This is a genomic window from Jeotgalibacillus haloalkalitolerans (assembly GCF_034427455.1).
In the GTDB taxonomy this organism is placed as follows: domain Bacteria; phylum Bacillota; class Bacilli; order Bacillales; family Jeotgalibacillaceae; genus Jeotgalibacillus; species Jeotgalibacillus haloalkalitolerans.
The window spans coordinates 229,850-253,719 of record NZ_JAXQNN010000003.1 but is presented as its reverse complement, the minus strand read 5'-3'; the positions used below and the strand labels follow the sequence as shown (position 1 = coordinate 253,719).

Sequence of the window (23,870 nt, the reverse complement as noted above, 5' to 3'; positions counted from 1 at the left end):
TATGTAATGTTAATGATTGTTATTCCCTTCAGCAGAATCAAGTACACGTTACTTTAGAAATAATTGTTATCTCCTTCAGATTCCTGCTGGAAAGTTGTATGATGAAATTTATACAATCAGCGAATGAAACGAGTGATCGATTTGAATCCATGGGAAGCGACACATCCAGTGTCACAGGAGAAAGCAAAAGAGAAGATAGAACGTGCATTTCCACATTTGCAACCGGTACAGGTGAGACCCTGCGGTTCCGGTTTTGATCATACGGTGTATGAGGTGAACGGGGAATTTGTGTTCAGATTTCCACGCCGGCAGCTTGGCTATGAAGCGATGCAGTTTGAAAACCGGATGCTCAGAAGTCTTGTGAAGTTAAGATTTAATGGAGGCTTTGAATATCCGAGGCCGGTTTTTTATAAGGAGTCAGAAAGTGAAGATTATCCTTATGTCGGATTTTCAAACATCAAAGGACGGGTCTTAACTGAAAAAACCGATACGGACCTTCTGCATCAGCATGCCGAAGAGCTTGGTGCTTTTCTGAAAAACTTACATGCACTGCCTGTTGATCAGGTAGACGCAGACCCTGATCACCTGCACCGGCTATCTTCAAAACTCCGGAAAAAGCATTTTTACGAGATTGCTAAAGAATCAGCTTCAGTGATACCTGAACCATTATATGAAAAGTTAAAACAATATATTGAGCAGCTTGAAGAATGGGAGAACCCCGCCGGCACGGTACCCCTGCACGGCGATCTGCATCCGAAAAACATGATTGTGCGTGACGGCAGGCTCGTTGGGATTATTGACTGGGGAGATGCGCATATCGGGCATCCGGCAGCCGATCTGTCAATTGGATTTGCCTGTATGTCAAAAGCAGTACGCGCAGAGTTTTTTGAGGCATATGGCGATATTGATGCCCGCACAGAGGAGCTGGCACGGTTTAAGGCTGTTTTCATTATGACGGTTCTTGTACGTTACGCAGCAAATACGAATGATGAGGATGTACTGAGATGGGGACTGGCCGGGCTTGAGAAGTCGCTTGAGTGAAGGAGGACAGGAACAGTGGATGTATGCGGGGGGTGGTGGCGCTCCAATGTTGTGTTTCTTCCAGGCGGTGGTGCTATTCCGGCTTATGACGTAGCGATACACCCGGGTTGAGTTTTGTATTGCACCCGCCGACTGTCATGTTCACCGGATTGAACGTCGTATCAGCCATGTTGACTGCATTGGTCAAAATCAAAAAGAGAAGCCTGTCCACCAGGCTTCTCATCCTCTTTATTTCACAGCTTTCTTTTTCCCGGCGCTCCAGTAAGCACCTTCATCCATATGCACAAACGGAATATCCGTATCTACTTCTCCAGTAATCTTCTCAAGCAAAATATCTTCCCCATCCAGCCATTTTGCAAAATCAAATTCCACAGGTTCCTGATCACCGCCGAGCGCGAACCAGGTTTTCATTTCGGTTGGCAGATAGCCCGCTGTATGAATCGTGCCGGCCCACTGACTGTACAGATCCGAAAATACACCTTTATCTGAATCATTCATCAAACGGAATGCATCATATGCTGTTTTCAACTCTTCACGGCGATTGTTCATCGCAGTCAGCCGCTTCATTGAATCTACCAGATGATTTCTGTTTTCTTCTTTCATGATTTCAAAATGGTTCGTACACACATTTGACTCTCTTACAGCCACACCGCGCGGGGATGTCTCAATGACATAAGTCCGGTTGCTCCGATCATGGACTGTATAACTGAATGAATGACGGTGCGGGATCTCTTTTAGCATCGCCACCGCCTCATCGACATTTGCACACGCCTCTAAAATCAGCCGGCCGATCATACAGCAGATAAACCCGTCCCCAGGCTTTTTACGATGCATAAAATTATAGCCCATGGTCAGCCCATGCTCATTCATCCCATCCATACGTCCGGTAATGCGCTGGGTGGGTCCTGCAATTGCGTAGCCTGTATCAGTCGGCTGAAAAAAGCTGTAGCGCCCTTCATAAGTTTTCGGCATATAATCATAATTTCTGATCAGATAATTGTCTCCGGTTAAAATCGAGCAGCCGGAACGCTTATAATCCGTCCGGTACCCTCCGAACTCCATCATCACACGCTCCATCGGCCATTCAAGCGCATCACGCAGTCCGATCAACTCATCCCATATCCCTGGCGTCACTTTTGTAATGGCCTCTTTTACTTCCTCTTCCTTCACAGTAAAACGCGGAATCCTTACCTTCCACTGCTTTTCTCTATTTTTAACGGTAAGTGAATCTTTCAGTTTCTCCCCCTGAAAGACACCAAAATCATAATGTGTTCCCCTGAACTGCAGAATATCACTGTGCACAGATTTCATCGCTTTGCCTCCAGTATCTGGTTATGGATTTAGTGTAAAAGAGTTTGAAGTGGAATGCAAAAGGTAGATGGGCTGATTTATCCTGCAGGACTGCTGGAGGATATATAGTTGTGATAACGGTAAAAAAATTGCACCATCGCTCTTGATGCTTTTAAGAAACGGCGTTTTCGTTTCTCTAAGGCATCAAGAGTGCTGGTGCAGTGATCACAAACCTGCAGGTGAAGTATGTGTTTTTCCGATTGAGGTCGCGATACACCTGGGTTGAGTGCTGTGTTTTTTTGATTGAGGTAGTGATACACCCGGGTTAAGTGCTGTATTCTCCGGATCGAACGTTGTATTTCATCAATCGGCCGTCATAAAACCGCTAGCCGAGTACGGGATCGAGACGGGATCGACCGTCCTACGCCGCTTCCTGCAGCCGCTCCATAATCTTCCTCTTCTGATAAAGCATCGTGCCGGTCTCTGCAAGCTCATCAATCATTGTTCTGTTAATCAGCGCGCCGATTAAAATGCCTGCAATCGGGACGATCTGAAGCAGCTTTTTTAAACCGAACTGTTCCGTGAATGTCAGCGTCACCTCGCGCCATCCCTGAATCTGTGAGATCACATCATTTGATTTTTCGCCTGAATGATAATTTGACAGCTCTTTTAGTATAGCTTCTTTCCCGACGACATCTGCTGTTGAAAACTGAAGGCACTTAATAATAAAGACACGCTCCAGTTTGTCATCGGGGTCATAGCCGTGCATCAGGGCAATTTCCTGAAGCGTGGTTAATGACAGCGTCAGGATTGCCGGAATGTCAATTGCCAGTGTGAAAATGCCGCCGACACCAGTGCTTGCACCCTGTGCGGTCGCAGTATTTTTCATACGGGTAGCCACCTTTTGCGAGGCTTTTTTCATATCCTCAAGCGGTACATATTGAAAATCGTCTTTCGATTGAATACGGTGTCCCGTTGTGTTTTCAAAAAACCGGTAAACTCTCTTTTCACTGGCAAGGTAGCGCCCGCCAGTCTGAATAAAGCTCCCGATCTCATCGAGCAGCACACCGATTTTTTTCTGAATGAACTTAGGCGTCAGCCTGTCCAGCACTTTAAAAGGCAGTCGCATCAGTTTATCCCAAAACCATCCGCCACCCTGATCCTTTTCCCATTTTTTGATTCGATCTAATTCACTTTCCAGATAAGCTCTTGATTCCATTGTAATGCACCATCCTTTATATTCTGTACGTATGAATATCCTTCCCGGTTTCAAAGCGCTTTAACATAACCGGGCCAGCGTCACTTCTATTTCCTGTTTAAAATGAGAGATTAAGGTAATAGCACACTATAAGATTTTATGAAGGAGGGTCAGACATTGAATGAATGGACGATGTGGCTCGGCATCATTCTATTAGTGATTACCCTGATCGATTTTATCTGGACAACCTTGTGGATTGAAGGTGGTGCCGGTCCTGTCACAAATCAATTATCAAATGGAATCTGGCGGTTAATGAAGAACATTAGCAGAGGAAACTCCAAAGTGCTGAGTCTTGCAGGACCACTTATCTTAGTAATGACCATTATTGTCTGGGTCATTCTGTTCTGGACTGGGTGGACGTTCATTTTTGCCAGCCATTATGGTGCACTGTTTAATACGCAATATGGGCTGCCTGCTGATTTTATGGATCATATTTATTTTACGGGATACGTTTTTTTCACACTCGGAAACGGGGAAATCGTTCCAAACGGCGATAACTGGAAAGTCATGACGATCATCGCAACTGGTACAGGTATGTTTTCTATTACATTTGCTGTCACCTATCTATTATCTGTTTTAAGTGCGGTTACTCAGAAAAGAGCTTTTGCCCAGAGTGTCAGCGGGATCGGTAAAAGCGGAACGGAGATTGTCAGCTCCGCATGGAATGGACAAAATCTTCATAACCTGGACCTGTTGCTGAATTCATTTTCAACTGAGCTGAGTAAATTAACGGCACAACATAAAGCGTATCCGATTCTTCACCACTATCACAGTACGAACGCACAAACAGAAGGCGTCGTTGCTGTAGCTGCGCTGGATGAAGCCATTACAATGATCTATTCGGGCATTCCGGTAAAATACTGGCCGAATACCCTGCTGCTGAAGGAAAACAGATCTGCGATTGATGATTATCTGAAAACCTTACACGGTACACATATCCGTGCAGCAGCAGATGAGCCGCCTGTTCCCGATCCTGAGATACTCGTTCAGAAGGGGATTCCAATTCTGGATCAAGATAAATTTGAGCGGTCATTTAAAGAGGAAACGGAGCGCAGAAAAAAATTATTCGGACTGGTTAAGGACAATGCAAGCAAATGGCCGAACGATTAATGATCGTCCGGCCATTTATGATCAGCAGACTGCTGTCACTTCATTTACTTTTTCAATCATCTTTTCAGCGAACTTTCTGCATTTCACGGCGTCTGACTGCTGCGGGGAAAGCTCCACTTTTAACGTGACTGAAAGCTTTGTATGCACATACAGCATATCCCGGAATTGATCGACTGCACCGCAGAAATAAGGGTAGCACTGATCACCGGTTCCTGCGATCCCGGTGACAAGTGATGACAACGGCTGCTGTTCAATTGCTTTATAAAGAGAATTCATCTCTTCAGGCACATCTCCATTTCCCCAAGTATAAGTTACAATCACGCACGCCTGATAAGCAGATAACAGGTCTTCATGAAAATCTTCAATCCTTACAAAATCAAGATCTGAAACAACCTGCTCAAGCTCGCTTTTGATCAGCATTGCCAGCTGCTCAGTATTGCCCGTCCTGCTGGCGTACACCACCAGCGCCTTCACAGCTCATCAAATCCGTTTGATGACGACACCTTTGTATACGTTCTGGACTTCTGTTCAAAGAAATCCGACTTTGTCTCATTCATCATTTCATCACTGAAAACCTGAATCCACGGCATCGGGTTTTGAATTTCTTCAAATGAATTTTCAAGCCCAAGCTGTCTGAGGCGTTTGTTCGCCAGATATTCAACGTATTGCTCAAATTCATCAAGGTCAATACCATCAATCTCAGCTAAAATCTCATGTGACCATTCCTTCTCAAGCTCGACCGCTCTGCCAATCGACTGATAGATATAGTCAATATTTTCAGCGGTATTCAGCTCAGGATTCTCCGCTAAAATAATTCTGATAAACTGTGACATGAAATAAGCATGCTGCATCTCGTCACGCTGAATATAGCTGATCATCGTACTTGTCTTCAGCATCTTCTGATTGCGTGCGAGATGATAAAAGAATGCGAACCCTGCATAGAAATAAATGCCTTCAAGATTGATAGAGTTCACCGCAAGTTTGAATAGATTCTGAGGCGTCGGTTCCTCTCTGAACTGCTCGTATGCTTCTAAAATATATTCGTTGCGCTTTCTCACAATTGGATCTGACTTCGCCTGGTTAAAGCGATCATTCTGTTCGCTCAGCGGTACAAGTGAACTCAAAATATAAGAATACGATTCATTATGGACGGCTTCCTGCTGCGAAATCACTGCAAAAATCGCTTTAAAGCTTGAATCCGTCACATAATCCATAACCTGATTCATCGTCGGTGTCTGCAAACTGTCGAGTGAAGCTAGCTGGGTATTGATCCGCAGGAAAATATCCTTTTCTTTTTCACTCAGCTGATCCCACTGCTTGATATCGTCCTGCATATTAATCTCCTGCGCTTTCCAGAAGTTTGAGAGCAGCGTCTGATACAGATCATACATCTGCGGATGCGCAATATCATTCCAGTTTAATAACCCTGAGTTCTCCCCATTAATAATACCCGTTGATTTATTCGGATGCTCCGGATTTAATAGCTTCATTTTCTTCAGTGTCTGTGTCATCATTCTTCCTCCTTAGCTGTGGCACGCTTCGCATTCTTCAATCTCAGCCTGTGATGTACTTCTGACGTAATAAGTCGTCTTCAGCCCGTTTTTCCAGGCTTCCATATGCATATTCAATAGATCTTTTGCTTTAATCGTATGCTTCACGTAAAAGTTAAAGCTGATTCCCTGATCCACATGTTTTTGACGTGCGGCATTCTGCCTGATACTCCACAGCTGATCAAGCTCATGACGGCTCTTTCTGTAATAGCTGTAAGTATGATGATCAAGGTCCGGCACCGTTACTTTGAACTTAAAGTTCTTCTTTTCCTCAGCATATTCAACAGCATAAATTGGATCTATCCCATCTGTTGACCCGCCGATTTTTGCAGTGGATGAATTCGGTGCAACTGCCATCAGCCAGCCGTTACGGATTCCTTTTTCCCGGACCTCCTGCTGCAGCGCCTGCCACGCTTCAGTCTGGTATCCTTTTCTCTCAAAATAGCGTCCGCTCTGCCATTCTGATCCTTCAAACTGACTGAACGTCCCCTTTTCCTCAGCAAGTGCACTTGATGCTTTGATCGTTTCAAATGCAATCGTTTCATATAATTTATCCGCATACTCAACAGCTTCATCAGATTCCCAATGAATGTTTTCAAGTGCGAGCAGGTGATGCCATCCGAATGTCCCAAGCCCGATCGCACGGTATTTCTTATTGGTCCGCTGCGCCTGACCCACCGTAATATTGTTCAGATCAATAACGTTATCAAGCATTCTGACCTGAATGGGAATCAGCCGTTTCAGCACATCACCTTTTACAGCGCGCGCAAGGTTAATAGAGGAGAGATTGCAGACAACAAAATCACCCGGCTTACGCACAATCACAATGTTTCCATTCTCATCCTCATACTCTTTCGTAATGGTGGTGGCAGACATATTCTGTGCAATTTCAGTACACAGATTACTGCAGTAAATTGACGTCCGGCCTTCAGCAATTTTATTCGGATTCTGACGGTTCACTTCATCACGGTAAAACATATAAGGCGTCCCCGTTTCAAGCTGCGAGACCATAATGCGCGCCATGATATCCATCGCGCGGTATGTCTTTCTCGGTAGCAGTGGATGGTTCACAGCCTCCTCGTATTTCTCAGTAAAATATGTCCGGTCCGACTCATCATAAAAATCTTCTAAGCCAAGTGGATTTCCCTGTGCGTCTTTCCATCCCATCACCGTTTTCACTTCATGAGGGCAGAACGTATGCCATTCCCCAATACTGCGACCCGTCTCATCTGTCTCCTGAAGTTTTTCCATAAACAGATCCGGAATCGTTACGCCTGTGAAAATATCATGCGCTTTTCTTCTTTCATCCCCGTTATTTGTTTTCAGATCAAGAAAGCCGTTCATCATATCCTTATGAAACACATCCAGATAGACTGCCACAGCGCCTTGTCTCTGACCAAGCTGATCGACACTGACTGCTGTATTGTTCAGCAAACGGATCCACGGAATCACGCCTGAAGAATTTCCTTTAAACTTTTTAATATCAGACCCGAGCGCCCTTACCTTTCCGTAATAAACGCCAATCCCGCCGCCGTCTTTACTTAGCCGCGCAATATCCCAGTTATTTGTGTAAATCCCGTCCAGCGAATCCTCCACTGTATCAATAAAGCATGATGCGAGCTGTCCGGTCTTTTTACCGGCATTTGATAAGGTCGGTGTCGCGACGGTCATGAATAAATTACTCATTGCCCAGTAGGCTTCTTTTACAAGCTCGAGACGCTTTTCAGCCGCTTCATTTTTCATCAGCAGCATCGCAATGATCATAAAGCGCTCCTGCGGCAGCTCGTAAAGATTGCGGTCATGGTCACGCGCGAGATAGCGGTCGGCGAGCAGGAACAGACCGATATAGTTAAAGAGCTGATCCCGCTCAGGCGTAATTTCCCTGCCTAATTCTTCAAGTTCCTTTTCTGAATAAGTATTGAGAGCTTCTGTGTAAATGTCTTTATGTATCAGCGTCTGAATCAGGTTATGGAAGCTGCCGTATTTTTGCATGGGATCATAATTCCGGTTGGCTGCTGCCTGATCATACAGTTCGTCCAGGTAGAGTCTTGCAGCAAGGAATGTCCAGTCCGGTGCGTCCATTGCCACGCAGTTGAGCGCATAGTGCATCGCAAAGTCACGTGCTGTGTCTTCCCTTTGAGTGAGCTGGTTCATCAGTTCGGTTGCATTGAGTTTGTGTTTGACGGCAGTATCCTTGATCGTTTGTAACGTCTGGTGCAGATTGTTTGAATTTTGTGTGGTCATGATTGTTTCCCTCCGGTTTTTATGAAGTCATGTAGGATGTTATTGGCTGTCTCTTATTTTCACCGCTGGGATTGGAGCGTAAGGTGGCGACTCCTGCGGCGGAAAGGGACAGGTGAGACCCTGTAATGCGAAGCATGAAGGGGCTCACCGCCCGGCCGCGGAAAGCGTCCGCCTGAAGCGGAAATCTCAGCCCCCTCTTGTAAAGACAAAACAAAAACCGCCTATCGGAATAGGCGGTCAAATAAACGATTTGCATTATAAGAACATAGTCCACACACGGGACCTGTCTGATAAAGCCATCGTTTCTTTCCTCACACCCCGAAGAAATGAAAACAAAAAATAAGACAGGTCTCCTGACTTGTGCGTCACTCTACTCTGAACCCTTCCCATATAAGCACCCTTATTCAGAGCTCTCTTATACAGTGGACTGTTCATTTCGTCAGCACATACAGTTGCGGGGGCAGTTCCGGATTCTCACCGGATTCCCTTTTAAGCGATCAATCGCATCTTATTTTTCGGCAACACTATATGTAGTTTTATATTCACAAATAAACACTATATATTGAATAATGACATCTTACCTGAAAGATTAACTTTTGGCAAGGAAGAATTCATACTAAGATATTTGTTGAATTTTGTGTAAGTTACCTGTCCGGTTTCCTGTGTACAATAATCGCTGTTACAGCACCGACAATTGTGATTACACCGCAGGAATATAAAAACGTATGAAGACCAAGCACCTGGTAACCCAGCAAAATCACAATCCCATCCACAATAAAAATAACGACACCTGCATTAATTGAGACGGCTCTTGAAATGATATGGGCCAGCAGGTCTGTCCCTCCTGTACTTGTCTCAAAGCGCAACATCAGGCCAATCCCAAACCCGATTAACAAACCGCCTGCTAATACACTTGGAAGAATCGATATTTGAAAAAACGTTCTAAGCGGTGACAGCCAGTCAATAAGAAGTGATGAAACAAATAAACCATGAAGGCTATTAAAAAAGTACGCTCTATTCTTAAACCAGGAATAAATAAATAACGGCAGACTTAACAAAATCATTGCCAGCCCCGCCTGTATGCCAAAATAATAATGAACAATCAGCGCAAGACCGATCATTCCTCCGTCAAGCAGATGATGCGGGACTAAAAAGCCATTGATCCCTGCAGACAGCATGAGACTTCCAAAAACGATTGCCATGCTCTTTTTTAAAAGCATATAACCCCTTTCAAAAAGTACACTTTATTTCTTATACTATGAAAGAACGCTTGATCTATTACCCCCGACTCATGACGGGACGCCACAGCAAAAAGCCGTAGTCACCATACTGCGGCTGCTTTCAGTTCATTTATTCTCATGAAAATTAATCAATGTCTGCTCTACATTAATCAGGTGTTCAAGCATCGCCTGTTCAGCCTCTCCGCCATTTCTGCTGCTGACTGCCTCAAAAATTGCCTTGTGCTCGACCTGCAGTCTGTTAAACTGCTCCTGATCAGCAAATAAAGCAATCCTTCTGCTTTCATACATCGTTTTACCCAGTGTCTCTGCCATCTGATGCATCATATCCTTCAGCAGGTTATTACCTGAGCTTTCAGCAATCGCCAGATGGAATTTCACATCGGCTTTTTCACCGAGATCCTGATTGCCACCAGCAGCATCCATTTCAGCAAGTGCCTGTTTCATTTCAGCTAAATGCTCATCTGTACGGTTTTCAGCGGCAAGCTTTGCTGCACCTGCCTCAAGAATCTTCCGCACTTCAAACAGCTCCAGCATTTCCTGCTTTGAGATAAATGTGTCTGCCACCGGTGCGATTAGTTCAGAGAAATCGAATTTATTAATAAACGTGCCTTCTCCCTGACGGATCGTGATGAGTCCGACGGCGCGCAGGGCGCTGAGTGCTTCACGCACTGCTGAGCGGCTGACGTTGAATTCCTTTGCCAGCTTTTCAACTGAATCGAGCCTTTCTCCCGGCTTGAAATCTCCTCTGCGGATCATCTCTTCCAGCTGTTCACGGATTACTTCTGATATCTTTTTTGTCTGTACCTGTTTAAACGCCATATCCTGCACCCCGTTTGATTCTAGTATCCTTATTATAGCACAGGACCGGCTGATTTCTGTCTCAGCCGGTCTCTGGTCTTACTCATCATCAACGAGGATATAACACGCACGGATCGGTCCGTGCACACCAACTACAAGACTCATTTCAATATCAGCACTGTTACTCGGTCCGCTGATGAAATTCACACAGGATGGAACGCGCTCGCCTCTTTCAGCCATCTGGTGAATCGCAGTCGTTGCCTGCGTCATCCGGGGCACAAGTGTGCTCTTTGGAATAATCGCAATGTAATAAGTCGGCAACAGGCTGACAGAACGGCCCTTCCCGCTCTCACTCAGCAGCACAACCGTTCCTGATTCAGCAAGTGTGTAATCTGAAAACGTAATCCCTACATCCGCTTTTTCAGCAAGCTCTACTGAATCACTGCCGTTTTCAGCACGCCAGACATCGACTGACGCTCTTGACTGAAAATCATTCAGACCAAACGCTTCAAAGCGGGGATCATCCCATGTAATCACAGACTCAGCATCATATTCTTCAAGCACCTGATCGATCACATTAGTCAGTTCAGCTTTTTTCGTCTGTTTAAAATCAGTGTGGATCGCCAGACATTGCGTTTTTAACACTTCGACAAGCTGATCCTTCGAATATCCCTTCATCACTTCCAGATGCGGCTTGTGTTTGTAGTCTGGCCGCACAACCCCTTCAGTACGCGGTTTACGTCCGAGCTGTTCTGCCAGATGTGATAGAAAGCTTTCCCGGTTTTGTATCATTGTGCGTCTCCTTTCCCGTCGCGTGATTTAAACCAGTCACGGAAACGTTCTTTACTTGTTTCAGGGAAATCTCTGACATCTGTCCAGGGTTTCATCGGGCCCGGCCCCTTTTTGATTGAACCTTCTTTTGTAAATGGAGACAGCATAAACGGCGCGGTTCTTGTACTCATATTAAAAAGTGACGGTGAACTCGCGACCATACCAAATCCTTTCATCGCAAGCGTTTCAGATAATGTTGTACGTTTTTCTTCTGCAATATTACGTCTGTGCATGACAAGCATCTCATGCAGCGGAATTTTTACCGGACAGGCATCCGTGCAGGCTGCACATAACGTGGACGCATAAGGCAGCTCCTGATGATCCTCATATCCTTCCAAAAGCGGTGTCAATACAGCGCCGATTGGTCCCGGATAAATGGAACCGTAAGAATGACCGCCAACATGACGGTACACAGGACATACATTGATACATGCCGCACAGCGGATACAGTGAAGTGCTGCCTGAAATTCCGTGCCGAGGATTTTTGAACGCCCGTTATCGACAATCACCAGATGAAACTCGTCCGGTCCGTCAAGATCGCCTTCGCCTTTCGCACCAGTCAGTCCGGTTACATAGCTTGTCAGCTTCTGACCAACTGCACTGCGACACAGCATGCTCACTAAAATATCAAGCTCTTCCCATGTCGGGACTACGCGCTCCATACCCATGACTGTGATCTGTGTTTTAGGAAGCGCTGTAGCAAGACGCGCATTCCCTTCGTTTGTGACAAGCGAGATACTGCCTGATTCCGCTACAGCAAAGTTACAGCCGGTCACACCAATATCTGCTTCAAGAAATTCTTTTCTCAGCTGTTCACGTGCAAATAGCGTGAGTTCCTGAGGATTGGAGGTATTGGTGTATCCCTTTTTATCACGAAACGTATCGCGGATCTGCTCTTTATTTTTGTGAAGCGCCGGCGCAACAATATGGGATGGCGGATCATGGTCATCGATCTGCAGAATATATTCACCGAGATCTGACTCAATCACTTCACAGCCAGCCTTCTCCAGTGCTTCATTCATGCTGATTTCTTCCGTTACCATCGACTTTGATTTAATGACTTTTTTGGCATTTTTCTTTTTAGCAACTTCAGTAATATAATGGTTTGCTTCCTCTGCCGTTTTAGCAAAGAAGACAGACCCGCCGTTTTTGCTGACGTTTTCACTCAGCTGATACAGATAATAATCTATATTTTCAAGCGTATGCGTTCTGATTTCCTCAGAAAGGTTACGCCACTCTTCCCAGTTTCCAAGCTCCTCTTCGGCTTTCCCTTTTGCATTCTTCAGACGCTCCTGTGCTGAAGAAACTGCATCACGCATAAAAGTATCCTTTAAGCCTTTATCCACCCGCTTTTTAAAATCCGGATCGCCAATTTTTACGCCCATTTCATTCAGCTCCTTTACGCTCTGCTATTTAATACCTGCGCGATGTGCATCACTTTGACAGGCTTACCTTTCCGTTCGATACGGCCGCCGATATTCATCAGACATCCGCAATCTGCGCCGATTAACACTTCTGCTTTCGTATCTTCAATGTGCCGTACTTTCTCATCCACCATCTGTTCAGAGATCTGCGCCATTTTCACTGAAAAGGTACCGCCGAAACCGCAGCATGCCTCTCTGTTTGGCAGTGTTTCCAGATTTAGTCCCTCTACATTTTCAAGCAGTCGGAATGGCGCCTCTTTTTCTTTTAGCAGGCGCGTCATATGACATGATGTGTGGTACGTTGCGTTTGCCTCAAGCTTTGCGTCTACCTTTTCGACCTTTAATACATGGACCAGGAATTGCGTAAATTCATATGTTTTTTCTGATAATGCTTTCGCACGCGCCTGCCACTCCGGTTCATCCTTCAACAGTTCATGGTACTCATGGATCATTGACGCGCACGAACCGGATGGCAGTACGACATAGTCTGAGTGGGAGAAAGTTTCAATTGTATGCTTTGCGACCTTCTTTGTATCCTTGTGGTAGCCACTGTTAAATGCAGGCTGTCCGCAGCACGTCTGCTTCTCGGGAAAATCCACCTCGCATCCGAGCCGCTCCAGCACCTCAACTGTGTCTTTCCCAACCCCCGGATAAAATACATCCGCTAAACATGTGATAAAAAGTGAAACTTTCATATCCAATCAACCTCCAAATTTTTGCTGTCTGACTTCAACAGCAGATTCCGAATCCTTTTCCCGAAGTCCTTTTACAATGATAGAAATGACTGTAACCACCACAACCGCTGCGATCATGGTTCCAATGTTAAACCCGAGCCCATTTAACGCGATATAGCCAATCGCTCCGGCAAAGATCACATAGTAAGCAGTCGGAATCAGCGTCTTTCTGATTAAAGCGCCCTCTTTTCCAATCAGGCCTGCTGTCGCTGATGCTGCGACAACATTATGCACGCAAATCATATTCCCTGCTGCACCGCCGACTGCCTGAAGTGCTACAACAATTGCCGGGGTAAGCCCGACATTTTCAGCCGTCCCAAACTGGAACATGGAAAACATCATATTACTGATCGTATTACTGCCTGCAACGAATGCGCCGAGGGCTCCGATCGCAGGCGCAACAAGCGGCCAGTTCTCTCCCATCATGGCTGATACCGCTTCAGCAAGTACAAGCGGCATACTCATATATCCTGTCGTATTAACATCTGAATTAATAAATACCTGCACCATCGGAACCGCAAAAAGCAGTGCCGGCGCAGCGCTGATAATCATCACTGTCGTATTTTTAACCGCTGTTCCATAAGTTTCCTTATTCATACTGTAAAGGAAATATCCCATAATAGACATCAATATCATGATGAACCCAGGCAAAAACAACGGTGTACTGACAATTGAAATCTGTGTACCGAATATTTCTGATGCAGAGAGTTCAAGCGTTTTTAACCAGTTACCAAACGGCAAAGTTCCAAGCCGCGTTAATACCAGCAGCAGCCCCATCAAAATATAAGGGAACCATGCTTTAAATGGTGAAATATACGCAGGCTTTAAGCTGTCCGCCTTAAGTGTCCCTGACCAGTCAGGATCCCATTGAGATTCAGGCGGGAAATCCCACTGCGTTTTCGGTAAAAGAAACCCTTTTTTCGCAGCCGGAACAACAATCGCGAGACCGATTAATCCGCCAAACAATGACGGGAATTCAGGTCCAAGCAGATTTGCCACAAGTGCATATGGAATGGTAAAAGCAAGTCCCGCAAACAGCGCAAACTTCCATACCTCCGCCCCAGCCTTCAGCGACTTCTTTTCCCCAAAGAAGAATGTCAGCATCATGACCATAAAAAGCGGAATCAGCAGTCCGACAATGCCGTGAAAAATCGCCACCTGACCGCCGATCATCTGTATGTATTCATTGAAATTCACACCAAGTGCTGAAGCCTCGGCATTAACAGCATCTGACCCCGTCAGTCCGGATGACACACCGATCAGAATCGGTGTACCAACCGCTCCGTACGAAACTGGCGTCGACTGAATAATCAGCGCCACCATGACAGCCCCCATCGCCGGGAATCCGATTGCCACTAAAAGCGGTGCCAGCACAGCAGCAGGCGTTCCCCATCCTGATGCCCCTTCAATAAAAGAACCGAACAGCCAGCAGATAATAATCGCCTGAATCCGTCTGTCAGGTGAAATATCAATAAATCCCTGCCTGATCGTCTGAATCGCGCCGCTTTCCTTCAGCGTATTCAGCATCAGTACTGCACCGAATACAATGAACAACACTTCAAGTGCCGTCACAACCCCTTTTGTACTCGCTGCTGCAATCTGGTTGCCCGGCACATCCCAGACAAATAAAGCCATTGCTACCGTCACCGCAAACGCAAGCGGCATCGCATACTTTGCAGGCCACCTCAACACCACAAGAAAAACCAATACCGTCAATATCGGCACCATAGCAAACAGTGCCAGCGTCCCAAGCGCCATACTCATCATCCCCTTTGTCGTCGTAATCCCTTTGTTCAATGCAAATGGTGTCATAAGGTCATCTGATGACCTTATATGTAAGTGCTTTCAATCTTATTACAGGTGTTGGGATTTTGCAAGGGGATTTTTGGGTGGTGGTAATGGTGTGGGGTTCGTGGAATAACAGCTGATGTCGGAGAATCGTGGCGGTGGTTCGCAGAATAACACGCATGGTTCGGAGAAAAATTGACCATGTTCGAAGAAAAAATGGCCTGGTTTCGTAGAATCATGTAATTTGACCTATACGCTTTTCTCTCTTTTCAGCCAACTTTCATATAATTCCAGAAAAAGAAGTGTATTCATCGTTGAACACACTTCTTTTTCGTTGCTATAACCTTACTTTTCCCGTTTTCAAAGATCTCGTGTAAAACCGTTCAATATGCATAGCAATATAGATGATCTCTTCTTCCGGATAAGGCTTTTTATATTTCTCTTCTATGAATCTGCCTACTTCCTGCGCACAATCATAGGACTCCGACAAATGATTTTTTAGTAATGTACTCATTTGTGCATCCATTTGATGAGCGCGTTCATCAGAAAATAAATGTTTTAAAGATAGCTGTAAATGTGATAAAAGACGCTCATACGACAGTGAATCCTCGACAATATTAATGTTGAACCTGTTCTCAATGATTGATGTAATCTCCTGAATCGTTGCAGTTTTATCGAGTGTTGATGACATATCATTTATTTTCATTCTGGCAGTATGCAGGTGCAAAGCAATATTACCGACTTCATCTTCAGGAATATCGATATTTGTTTTTTCTTTAATGTAGTTTTTTGCCCACAGCCCGAGTTCATATTCTTTTCTGTAAAGAATTTTGATTTGATCAAGCAGCGCATTTTCTACAATAAACCCTTTTTGTATTCTTTCAATTGCAAAGGATAAATGATCGGTAAAACTGAGGTATGCATATTGATTAATTTTAATTTGCAGATCTTTTTCTGCTTGGCTCAGAATATCACGCGCAAGAGATATATGCTGCTCAGGAAATTGCTTGAAGGCTTCTTCAAATTTCTGATGATCATTTGATTGATTCATGGTAAAAACTTTATCTATTTTTGCTGGACTGACCAGGTCGTTTTTGCGCTTTTGAAAGCCGACTCCTTCACCCATCACGATCTTCTCTCCATCCGAATCTTTTATGACAACAGCACTGTTATTCAAGATCTTTTTAATCTTCATTTCTTTCACCTGCTACCTGTTTGTTTTGGTTCGAACAACTTTTCATTACTACCCTGTATGAATGGAAATAAGCGTAACGTTCTTACTGAATCATAAAAAGATCCAAAAGAACCTGATAAAAGACGAATAGAATGGCCTACTAATGGAGCATCCATTAGTAAACCATTCTTAGTAAACTTCTTATTTGATCCAACCCTGCTCATATTGTTTTACAAACTCAGTCGTATCGTCATTAATCGAAATTTTTGCTGTCGGGGCTAATGTCCCGCCAAATTTCTCGAATTGATAATCAGCAGGCTGATTGCCCAAGTCTCCAATAGATAAGTCACCAATATCACCGAAGTGCGCAAATCCAACAACATTTAAACTTGGAAGCACAAGCCATGAATAAGCCTGGTATGGATTCTCTTCCGGATTTGCAAGAACAAGTCCACTTTCATTTAACGGTTCATATCCACCAATCAGTGTATCTGATACAAATCCATAAAGTCCTTCAGGGCCGGAAATTCCTTCAGCATACTTATTAACATGAGTATCAGTAAATAAGTAATACTGCTTGTCCTTTACGATAATATGCGGGCGTTCTAATTCTTCATTCACATAATTTGCTTCTAAAAGAGGCGGCATCATTTTAAGGTTTGATGGATCTCCATCAATTACCTCAGCGATCCCGATATTGGCATTTGCATGCACTGCGCCCTCAGGAACCGGATTTTCGGCTAAGTATTCATCGCTGCCTGCAAATTCTTTTTTAAATGTTCGCTCATCAACAGCACCGCCTGAATTTCCTTCAAACAAAATATATTCTTTATCCGTTTTTGGATCCTTAAACCATTGCGGATCACGGAAGGCGTAACCGCCACCTTCTCCATTTTGTGCCTGTTCTTTCGTCTGATAGTATTCACCGTCCGGCTCTAGCGTGATTTTGTGCTCTCCCCAGTTGTCAAAATGAACACCATTTTTATCTGCTGTAATGTCTCCTGTTGCCATTGCAAGACGCTGTTCAAAAGTAGATGCCTCTTCGCCACGGCGACCGGTTGCTGTGTAAAATGCATGAATTTTGCCATCGTCCATGATAGCTGACCCAGCCCATTCACGTGATCCAAGAGATGCGCCATCCGGGAATAGTGTGCCGCCCATTTCCCAGTCCTTACCGTTTTTAGAATAGAAATAACGGATACGTGCAATATCATGTACCTTGCCCGGCAGGACATCATCAGGTGCTGTCAGAGCGAAAAGAACCTGATACCCTTTAATTCTGGCAATCTCTCCATCGCGGTCTGTTAATGGCCATGAATCCCATACATGATAACCTTCTGCAAACTTTTCAAGCTCACTGACATCTGTGTAAGGAAGTGTATTATCTTCATTCTGTTCAATTTTTTCTGCCTGTTCTCTCGTCCAGTAAGACGTTTCTGACTCACCTTCTGCACTTACTTGTGGTGCTGCAAAACCTGATAGAACAACTCCTGCTGCGAGTGTAACAGATAACCATTTTTTATGATTTGTTTTCATGAAGTTTCCTCCTTAGTATTGTTTGCTATATGAGCCAAACGGTTTGATCTCGCCATGTTTTCTTTCTTCTGTAATTGTGGAAGTCTTACCATCAACTTCAATTTGAAGTGTCGGAGCGAATGTTCCTCCAAACTGCACTTCTCCGTTTTCATCACGTGGCTCGTTAATAAAGCTGATCACCTGGAAGTCTGGAAGAATGTTCCACGAGTATGCCTGATAAGGGTTGTCTTCAGGATTGGCAATCACCAGCCCACTCTCATTCATCGGCTCATAGTCACCAAACATTCCCTCTTCACTTACAAAACCGTAGACACCATCCGGTCCGGTAAGACCTGGTGCATACGTGAACGTGTGACTGATTGTAAACAAATAATAATTTCCGTCTTTCACTACCATGTGAGGACGTTCCATCTGGTGGTTTGTACCAATTGATTCTAGTAGTGGCGGCATCATTTCAAGCTCTGAGGCATCATCATCTGTCACTTCTGCGATCCCGATATTTCCGTTGTATTTTTCAGCTCCTGCTGGAACATCAGCTGTTTGACGATACTCTTCATCACCGATGTTTTCAGGCTTCAGATAGTCATAGTTGTCTCCAGTCTGACCTTCAAACAGAATATATTCCTTACCAGTTGCAGGATCCTGAAAGAAGTAAGGATCACGGAATGCAGTAATAATCGGGCTGTCTGCCTGCTCAATTGTTTCATAATACTCACCATCAGCCTCAAGCATAATTTCATGCTCACCTTCGTTTGTTAAATGGACGCCTTCTTTATCTGCACTTATATCAAATGTCGTTTTAGCAAGCTTCTGTGGAGCAGTTCTCTCCCAGTTATCCTGCTGCCAGTTTTCTTTTTCGCCTGTTGCCGTATAGAAAAAGTGTACTTTACCTTCTTCATCTAACATTGCACTGCCGGCCCATTGCATATGACCAAGTGCTTCTTCATATTCGTAAGGAATCCCCTGATAAGTCCAGTCTTTTCCGTTCTTAGACGTGAACATGCCGATACGTGCTTCTGTGTGACGTGCACCCCATCCGAGATTACGCGGTGCAACAAGAGCAAATGCCACACGGTATCCTTTAATTTTAGCTAAAGAGCCATCACGGTTTTGAAGCGGCCATGTATCCCATACCCAGTGATCGGGTGCGACAAGATCAAAGTCTGTGTCAATTTCCGGTGCTGTATTGTCCTTTGTTAATTCAACCTTTTCAGCCATCTGACGTGACCATACGGATGTATCATACGCTGCATTGCTTTCTGCCTGCGCCGGAATAGCTGTCAAACCACTGACAGTCAGCACACCGGCAATAATCAGCTTGCCGATTACTTTTGTTTTACGTTTTGTGTTTCCCACTTTTCTCATCCTCCATTTAGTTGTTATGTACAGGAGTGCTCATTAGAAAATAAAAAAACAAGACCCAAAATGGTCAGAGGACGCCTATTAAAAAGGGCGTTGTTATCCTCTTTCACATTTTGGGTCTTGCCTGCTTTCCAGTCACAATCCCGCGCTATTGATTTACGTTTCTCATTCTAGTCACTTACTGTTCACAATTCAATAGGCGGTTATACCTTTCCTGATAAATGTGTATTTTCATCTTAAATTCCCATTAAATACAAATTAAATTATTCATTTTAATCCAGGAAGGGGGGCTATCGTCATTTGCATACCGCTTTCAATTCATTTCTGAAAGGTTTTTCAGAAAATTAAAAAGATCAGACATTTAGCTCATTTTAATCGCGCTCTTCAGGTATCGCTTCTTCCATTTGCCAAACCGATAATTTATTTACTTTTGGTGCACCTTCAATCCCATAAATTTCAATTCCCTTAGACTCTTCAAGCTCCGGAAAAACACGTGATGAAATGCTTTTTTCATTGTTAGCATAAGCTTCAATAATAGATTTATCCACAAAAACTCTCAGTGATAAAGTGTCCCCATTCAATTCTACCGGCCCCCCCTGAACACCTTTTTCAATGTCCGGATTATGACTTGAGCGGCCTCGATCAATATTGAAGGAACCGTCTTCGTTGTTATAAAACAAAAAAGTTTCTTCTTCGTTTCCAGGTGATACCAGTACTTTTAACCCTGCGTGTTTTGTATCGCTGACGTCTAACTCCAGTTCGATTTCCAGCTGGTCACTTTGCACATGTTGCAATGCTTCATTTGCTTCTTTCATTGTGGCATTTTCAATTGAGACAAGTTCTTTTTGTCTGAGAGAAGCGACTTCTTCAATTGGACTAATCCCCAGGTCCTGTTTTTCATTCAGAAATAACTCGATCGGCATTCCTGCCCCGTGCGCCCATCCGGATTCATATTTATCCTGCTCGGAGCGCCGGTCCTGCAAAATACTCGTGACCAGACTGCGCCCCTCATGATCGACAAACCCTTGCGCACCGGTGAAATGCTCTCCATAATCAAATTCACGCGGTTCCTGATGATCCGGTGTAAATGTCATTGTCTCAGCATCCCAGCTGCCAATCCAGTAAAAGGTGAATCGCGCTGCATAGGGACTGGACTCCATGTAATACGGGCTGATCATAAAGACATGTTTTTCCTCACCTGTTTTAGTGTTTTTAATTGGCACCAGGAATGGAAGCTCCCACACATCACCCGTTTTAGGGAATTCCATACTATCTCCAATCAAGAACGGTTTTTCATAATTCCAGTTCTCCATATCAGTTGAACTGTATAAGAGTGCAGTTCCTCCTGCTTCTTCAACTCCGGACCCTACAAGCTGGAACCACTTGTCGCCCTCTTTCCAGACGTAAGGGTCCCGGAACTGCCCAAATAACACTTTCCCCTCAGGCGTAGTCAGGTTTTCCTCCTGAACAGTGACAGCGTCAGCATTCATGTTCCACTCATCCAGCTTTGCATGATCAGGGTTTCCTGGTCTGGCTATACCTGTCATCTGATTAGGGATCATTTCATCGTGTCCGGCTGTATAGAATAGAGCCGGCACACCATTTTCATCATAAGCAGCACTGCCCGACCAGACACCATCCCTGGCTACAGTTCCTTCAGTCGGACTCAGGGCTACCGGCCGGTCCTCCCAATGAATCATATCCTCACTCGTTGCATGCCCCCAATGAATCTGATGCCAAAATGGGCCTGCAGGGTTGAACTGATAGAACAAATGATATTCACCATTATAATAAATCGGCGCATGGGGTTCATTCATCCAGTGTTGTGGTGCCGTAAAATGATAGTTCGGACGATAACGATCTCCTCGATAGACAGTTCGATCATAAGAAGTCTCAGGTGCCGGCAGCTCACCATTGTATTGATTTTTCACTTCATTGACCTGCTGCAAAATTTCTTCTTCCGAAAAAGCACGCCCATATATCGAAACATTGTCCATAAGACCATTAAACATATTTGCCTGAAATACTTCAGAAACTGCAGTTGCCTGATTATGTTTTCCAACCTGCAGCGGTATATTTTCAGCAGGGGTGAGCTGCATATCAGCAGATACTTCTTTTTCAGCAACGACTTTCCCATTGATCAGAATCTGGACTCTTCCTGCCTTCTGGTCAAACTGAGCAACAATATGCGACCATTGATCCTTTGGCAACACTTTTCCTGCCGGAGACCAGAGCTCATGCCACTCCCCGTTCAGGGCAAGCTGAAAGGTAACATAACCGTGTCTCCCCATTCCAACGATAAAACCTTTTTGCTGTTCCCTGTCATGCTGGTTGATGATTGCAGAAGTTTTTCCTTCATCTCCCCATTCATAGGCTCTCGGTGCTACCCATGCTTCAATAGAAAACGACCCTTCAGGCACCTGAACATTCTCAGGAGGCCTCTCCATCCAGTTGGAATATCCATCAAATAGCAGAGCACCATGATCAATACCACTTTTCCATTCAAGACCTGACGGCTTTGCTGCTGTTACATCATCAAGCTGATCCAAGCCAACATCCTTAGCAGCAATCCCGCGTGCTTCATTAAACGCCCATTGATGAAGCGCATCCTCACTTAATACATGAGTGGGTGCCGGTGCATCTTCTACTCTTTCGGTTGACCGTTCATTCACTTCCTGCGTCCTTTCCTGTTCTTGATCCGGAACAGGCTGATCGGTTTGCTGTGACAATATCAGCATCGTCGCTGCAACACCTGCTCCTCCAGCTAATACAAACCATTTTTTATCCATTCTTTCTTCCTCCCTGATTATGCGAAATAAAAAAGACCCGAAAACATGGAAGATCCTTAATGGTCTCTTCCTGTTTTCAGGTCTTGCCTGCTTATCAGTCACAATCCTGCTGTATGAGATTATCAAATTGCTTTAAATCTTAACAGCTCGGATAGAAAGGTTCAAGAATAAAGAGAAAATAGCACTGATTGTGCTCTTCCACAACAGGGATCCTTTCAATTAAAAAAGTCTGCCTGGCAGTCAGTGATTAACTAATTGCCAGGCAGACCTTCATCTAATCATTTTTTGTTATAAATCTCGGATATTGAATCGCGATCGCAATTGCACCTGACAATGCAATCAGAATCGGATAAATGCAATACGGTACAATCTCAGCCGGCGAAATACCAGCGACCCCTGCAACAGCCAGAAGCTGCGCGCCATAAGGGATCACACCCTGCACAGAGCTCGCGAAAATATCAAGTAAACTCGCTGACCTTCGTTTATCTATGTCATACTCATCTGCAATCTGCTTTGCAAGCGGTCCAGCAGTAATAATGGAAATCGTGTTGTTAGCCGTCGCAAGGTTTACTGTACTTACAAGCCCTGCAATACCGGCTTCCCCGCCTTTTTTCGTCTTCACACGTTTCGTTACTGCCTGAAGCAGGGATTCAATTCCCCCGTTTGCTCTGATCAGCTCCACTAGTCCACCAAGCAGAATCGCGATCATCGCGAGCTCCTGCATATTTGTAAAGCCATCACCAATCAGACCGATTAAGTCCATAAAGCTGTACTGTCCGAGCGCAAGACCAACAATTCCTGCAAAAATGATTCCGCCAAGCAGCACCAAAATCACATTTGCTCCGGCTACAGCAAAAATCAATACACCGAGATAAGGCAGCACCTGAACTAAATTATATGGGTTATCCCCATCAATTGAAGCACTGTTGCCGGTTGTCAGCACACCAAAAATGATCGCTGTAATAATGGCGGCCGGTAATACGATAAAGATATTCGCCTTAAATTTATCTTTCATTTTTGTTCCCTGCGTGCGAACTGCTGCAATCGTCGTATCAGAGATGATTGACAGGTTATCACCAAACATTGCACCACTGACGATTGCACCCATAGCAAGCGCCACACCGATATCTGTCTGTTCTGAAAGTCCAAGACCAATTGGTGCCAGCGCAACGATTGTTCCGACTGACGTTCCCATTGAAATTGAGATAAAGCATGCGATCACAAACAGACCGACAATGAGCAGATTCTGCGGCAGCAGTGACAGTCCAAGGTTAACGGTTGAATCAACCGCACCAGCTCCCTCTGCTACTGAAGCAAAAGCTCCGGCTAAAAGGAAGATCACAACCATCAAAATAATGTTCGGATGTCCGCCACCTTTTGCAAGCTGCATCGTTTTCGTCTGAAAATCTGTTTTTCTATTCATGAGCATTGCCACTAAAATCGCTGTGAACAATGCCACTAATACAGGCATGAAATAAAAGTCGCCTGTTAAAATACCTGATCCGATAAAAAGTAAAATGAATACGCCGAACGGAATAAGTGCCAGCGGATTGCTTTGAATATTCTCCTGATTCATTTGTCCGAGCCTCCTGAAATAGTATCGTGCCCTGCTGAATGTACCCACTCCGGGGTGAATTAAACGTTGGAAAGGTTTTTCAGGACACAAAAAAACCTCTCCAATAAGAAAAAGAAGAGGCTTG

18 protein-coding genes and 1 riboswitch are annotated in these 23,870 nt (G+C 44.7%); of the genes, 2 read left to right on the top strand and 16 right to left on the bottom strand.

Annotation, left to right across the window (positions count from 1 at the left end; all coding sequences use genetic code 11):
• The first annotated feature begins 141 nt into the window (after positions 1 to 141).
• Positions 142 to 1,041: a phosphotransferase gene (locus UFB30_RS11365; protein WP_322421814.1), complete on the top strand. Its 900-nt coding sequence runs from the start codon at positions 142 to 144 to the stop codon at positions 1,039 to 1,041.
• A 228-nt stretch (positions 1,042 to 1,269) separates the two neighbouring features.
• Here the strand turns inward: UFB30_RS11365 and UFB30_RS11360 are convergent, their stop codons facing one another.
• Together UFB30_RS11360 and UFB30_RS11355 are read right to left on the bottom strand one after the other, a co-directional pair.
• Entirely contained in the window at positions 1,270 to 2,352 is a 1,083-nt protein-coding gene (locus UFB30_RS11360) for a C45 family peptidase (RefSeq protein ID WP_322421813.1), read from the bottom strand.
• A gap of 400 nt (positions 2,353 to 2,752) precedes the next feature.
• Complete coding sequence (locus tag UFB30_RS11355; protein ID WP_322421812.1) at positions 2,753 to 3,550, bottom strand: EcsC family protein; 798 nt, start codon at positions 3,548 to 3,550, stop codon at positions 2,753 to 2,755.
• A 156-nt stretch (positions 3,551 to 3,706) separates the two neighbouring features.
• On the opposite strand from UFB30_RS11355, the gene UFB30_RS11350 reads away from it, so the two are divergent.
• On the top strand, positions 3,707 to 4,699 hold the full coding sequence (locus UFB30_RS11350) for a potassium channel family protein (protein WP_322421811.1): 993 nt from the start codon (positions 3,707 to 3,709) through the stop codon (positions 4,697 to 4,699).
• 21 nt (positions 4,700 to 4,720) lie between these two features.
• Here the strand turns inward: UFB30_RS11350 and UFB30_RS11345 are convergent, their stop codons facing one another.
• The 14 genes from UFB30_RS11345 to UFB30_RS11280 all read right to left on the bottom strand — a co-directional run bounded on the left by UFB30_RS11345 (position 4,721) and on the right by UFB30_RS11280 (position 23,746).
• Complete coding sequence (locus UFB30_RS11345; RefSeq protein WP_322421810.1) at positions 4,721 to 5,173, bottom strand: flavodoxin domain-containing protein; 453 nt, start codon at positions 5,171 to 5,173, stop codon at positions 4,721 to 4,723.
• Entirely contained in the window at positions 5,170 to 6,210 is a 1,041-nt protein-coding gene (locus UFB30_RS11340) for a ribonucleotide-diphosphate reductase subunit beta (RefSeq protein ID WP_322421809.1), read from the bottom strand. Before UFB30_RS11340 ends, UFB30_RS11345 begins: the two co-directional genes overlap by 4 nt.
• A 12-nt stretch (positions 6,211 to 6,222) precedes the next feature.
• Positions 6,223 to 8,493: a ribonucleoside-diphosphate reductase subunit alpha gene (locus tag UFB30_RS11335; protein ID WP_322421808.1), complete on the bottom strand. Its 2,271-nt coding sequence runs from the start codon at positions 8,491 to 8,493 to the stop codon at positions 6,223 to 6,225.
• Between the two features lie 326 nt (positions 8,494 to 8,819).
• A riboswitch (cobalamin riboswitch) is annotated at positions 8,820 to 9,019 on the bottom strand.
• Between the two features lie 118 nt (positions 9,020 to 9,137).
• Positions 9,138 to 9,713: a YitT family protein gene (locus UFB30_RS11330; protein ID WP_322421807.1), complete on the bottom strand. Its 576-nt coding sequence runs from the start codon at positions 9,711 to 9,713 to the stop codon at positions 9,138 to 9,140.
• 126 nt (positions 9,714 to 9,839) lie between these two features.
• Complete coding sequence (locus tag UFB30_RS11325; protein WP_322421806.1) at positions 9,840 to 10,553, bottom strand: FadR/GntR family transcriptional regulator; 714 nt, start codon at positions 10,551 to 10,553, stop codon at positions 9,840 to 9,842.
• 78 nt (positions 10,554 to 10,631) lie between these two features.
• A complete protein-coding gene (locus tag UFB30_RS11320) occupies positions 10,632 to 11,324 on the bottom strand; it encodes a LutC/YkgG family protein (protein WP_322421805.1) in 693 nt (230 codons plus the stop codon).
• Entirely contained in the window at positions 11,321 to 12,748 is a 1,428-nt protein-coding gene (locus UFB30_RS11315) for a LutB/LldF family L-lactate oxidation iron-sulfur protein (RefSeq protein ID WP_322421804.1), read from the bottom strand. Before UFB30_RS11315 ends, UFB30_RS11320 begins: the two co-directional genes overlap by 4 nt.
• Before the next feature lie 14 nt (positions 12,749 to 12,762).
• The gene (locus tag UFB30_RS11310; protein WP_322421803.1) at positions 12,763 to 13,482 is read right to left on the bottom strand and encodes a (Fe-S)-binding protein; all 720 of its coding nucleotides are present in this window, start codon (positions 13,480 to 13,482) and stop codon (positions 12,763 to 12,765) included.
• A 6-nt stretch (positions 13,483 to 13,488) separates the two neighbouring features.
• A complete protein-coding gene (locus tag UFB30_RS11305) occupies positions 13,489 to 15,279 on the bottom strand; it encodes an L-lactate permease (RefSeq protein WP_322421859.1) in 1,791 nt (596 codons plus the stop codon).
• A gap of 367 nt (positions 15,280 to 15,646) precedes the next feature.
• On the bottom strand, positions 15,647 to 16,504 hold the full coding sequence (locus UFB30_RS11300) for a PRD domain-containing protein (RefSeq protein WP_322421802.1): 858 nt from the start codon (positions 16,502 to 16,504) through the stop codon (positions 15,647 to 15,649).
• Between the two features lie 180 nt (positions 16,505 to 16,684).
• The gene (locus UFB30_RS11295; protein WP_322421801.1) at positions 16,685 to 18,019 is read right to left on the bottom strand and encodes a glycoside hydrolase family 68 protein; all 1,335 of its coding nucleotides are present in this window, start codon (positions 18,017 to 18,019) and stop codon (positions 16,685 to 16,687) included.
• 12 nt (positions 18,020 to 18,031) lie between these two features.
• Positions 18,032 to 19,375 carry a glycoside hydrolase family 68 protein gene (locus tag UFB30_RS11290; RefSeq protein WP_322421800.1) on the bottom strand — a complete coding sequence of 448 codons (1,344 nt, stop codon included), beginning with the start codon at positions 19,373 to 19,375 and terminating at the stop codon, positions 18,032 to 18,034.
• A gap of 377 nt (positions 19,376 to 19,752) precedes the next feature.
• Positions 19,753 to 22,170 carry a GH32 C-terminal domain-containing protein gene (locus UFB30_RS11285; RefSeq protein WP_322421799.1) on the bottom strand — a complete coding sequence of 806 codons (2,418 nt, stop codon included), beginning with the start codon at positions 22,168 to 22,170 and terminating at the stop codon, positions 19,753 to 19,755.
• Positions 22,171 to 22,444: 274 nt separating this feature from the next.
• Positions 22,445 to 23,746 carry a Na+/H+ antiporter NhaC family protein gene (locus UFB30_RS11280; RefSeq protein ID WP_322421798.1) on the bottom strand — a complete coding sequence of 434 codons (1,302 nt, stop codon included), beginning with the start codon at positions 23,744 to 23,746 and terminating at the stop codon, positions 22,445 to 22,447.
• Positions 23,747 to 23,870: the final 124 nt, after the last annotated feature.

Bases quoted from the DNA above. Each gene is read 5' to 3' on its own strand.
- UFB30_RS11340 (WP_322421809.1), bottom strand. From the start codon at position 6,210: ATGACACAGACACTGAAGAAAATGAAGCTATTAAATCCGGAGCATCCG.
- UFB30_RS11310 (WP_322421803.1), bottom strand. From the start codon at position 13,482: ATGAAAGTTTCACTTTTTATCACATGTTTAGCGGATGTATTTTATCCG.
- UFB30_RS11360 (WP_322421813.1), bottom strand. From the start codon at position 2,352: ATGAAATCTGTGCACAGTGATATTCTGCAGTTCAGGGGAACACATTAT.
- UFB30_RS11300 (WP_322421802.1), bottom strand. From the start codon at position 16,504: ATGAAGATTAAAAAGATCTTGAATAACAGTGCTGTTGTCATAAAAGAT.
- UFB30_RS11285 (WP_322421799.1), bottom strand. From the start codon at position 22,170: ATGGATAAAAAATGGTTTGTATTAGCTGGAGGAGCAGGTGTTGCAGCG.
- UFB30_RS11335 (WP_322421808.1), bottom strand. From the start codon at position 8,493: ATGACCACACAAAATTCAAACAATCTGCACCAGACGTTACAAACGATC.
- UFB30_RS11295 (WP_322421801.1), bottom strand. From the start codon at position 18,019: ATGAAAACAAATCATAAAAAATGGTTATCTGTTACACTCGCAGCAGGA.
- UFB30_RS11330 (WP_322421807.1), bottom strand. From the start codon at position 9,713: ATGCTTTTAAAAAAGAGCATGGCAATCGTTTTTGGAAGTCTCATGCTG.
- UFB30_RS11355 (WP_322421812.1), bottom strand. From the start codon at position 3,550: ATGGAATCAAGAGCTTATCTGGAAAGTGAATTAGATCGAATCAAAAAA.
- UFB30_RS11305 (WP_322421859.1), bottom strand. From the start codon at position 15,279: ATGGCGCTTGGGACGCTGGCACTGTTTGCTATGGTGCCGATATTGACG.
- UFB30_RS11320 (WP_322421805.1), bottom strand. From the start codon at position 11,324: ATGATACAAAACCGGGAAAGCTTTCTATCACATCTGGCAGAACAGCTC.
- UFB30_RS11315 (WP_322421804.1), bottom strand. From the start codon at position 12,748: ATGGGCGTAAAAATTGGCGATCCGGATTTTAAAAAGCGGGTGGATAAA.
- UFB30_RS11280 (WP_322421798.1), bottom strand. From the start codon at position 23,746: ATGAATCAGGAGAATATTCAAAGCAATCCGCTGGCACTTATTCCGTTC.
- UFB30_RS11325 (WP_322421806.1), bottom strand. From the start codon at position 10,553: ATGGCGTTTAAACAGGTACAGACAAAAAAGATATCAGAAGTAATCCGT.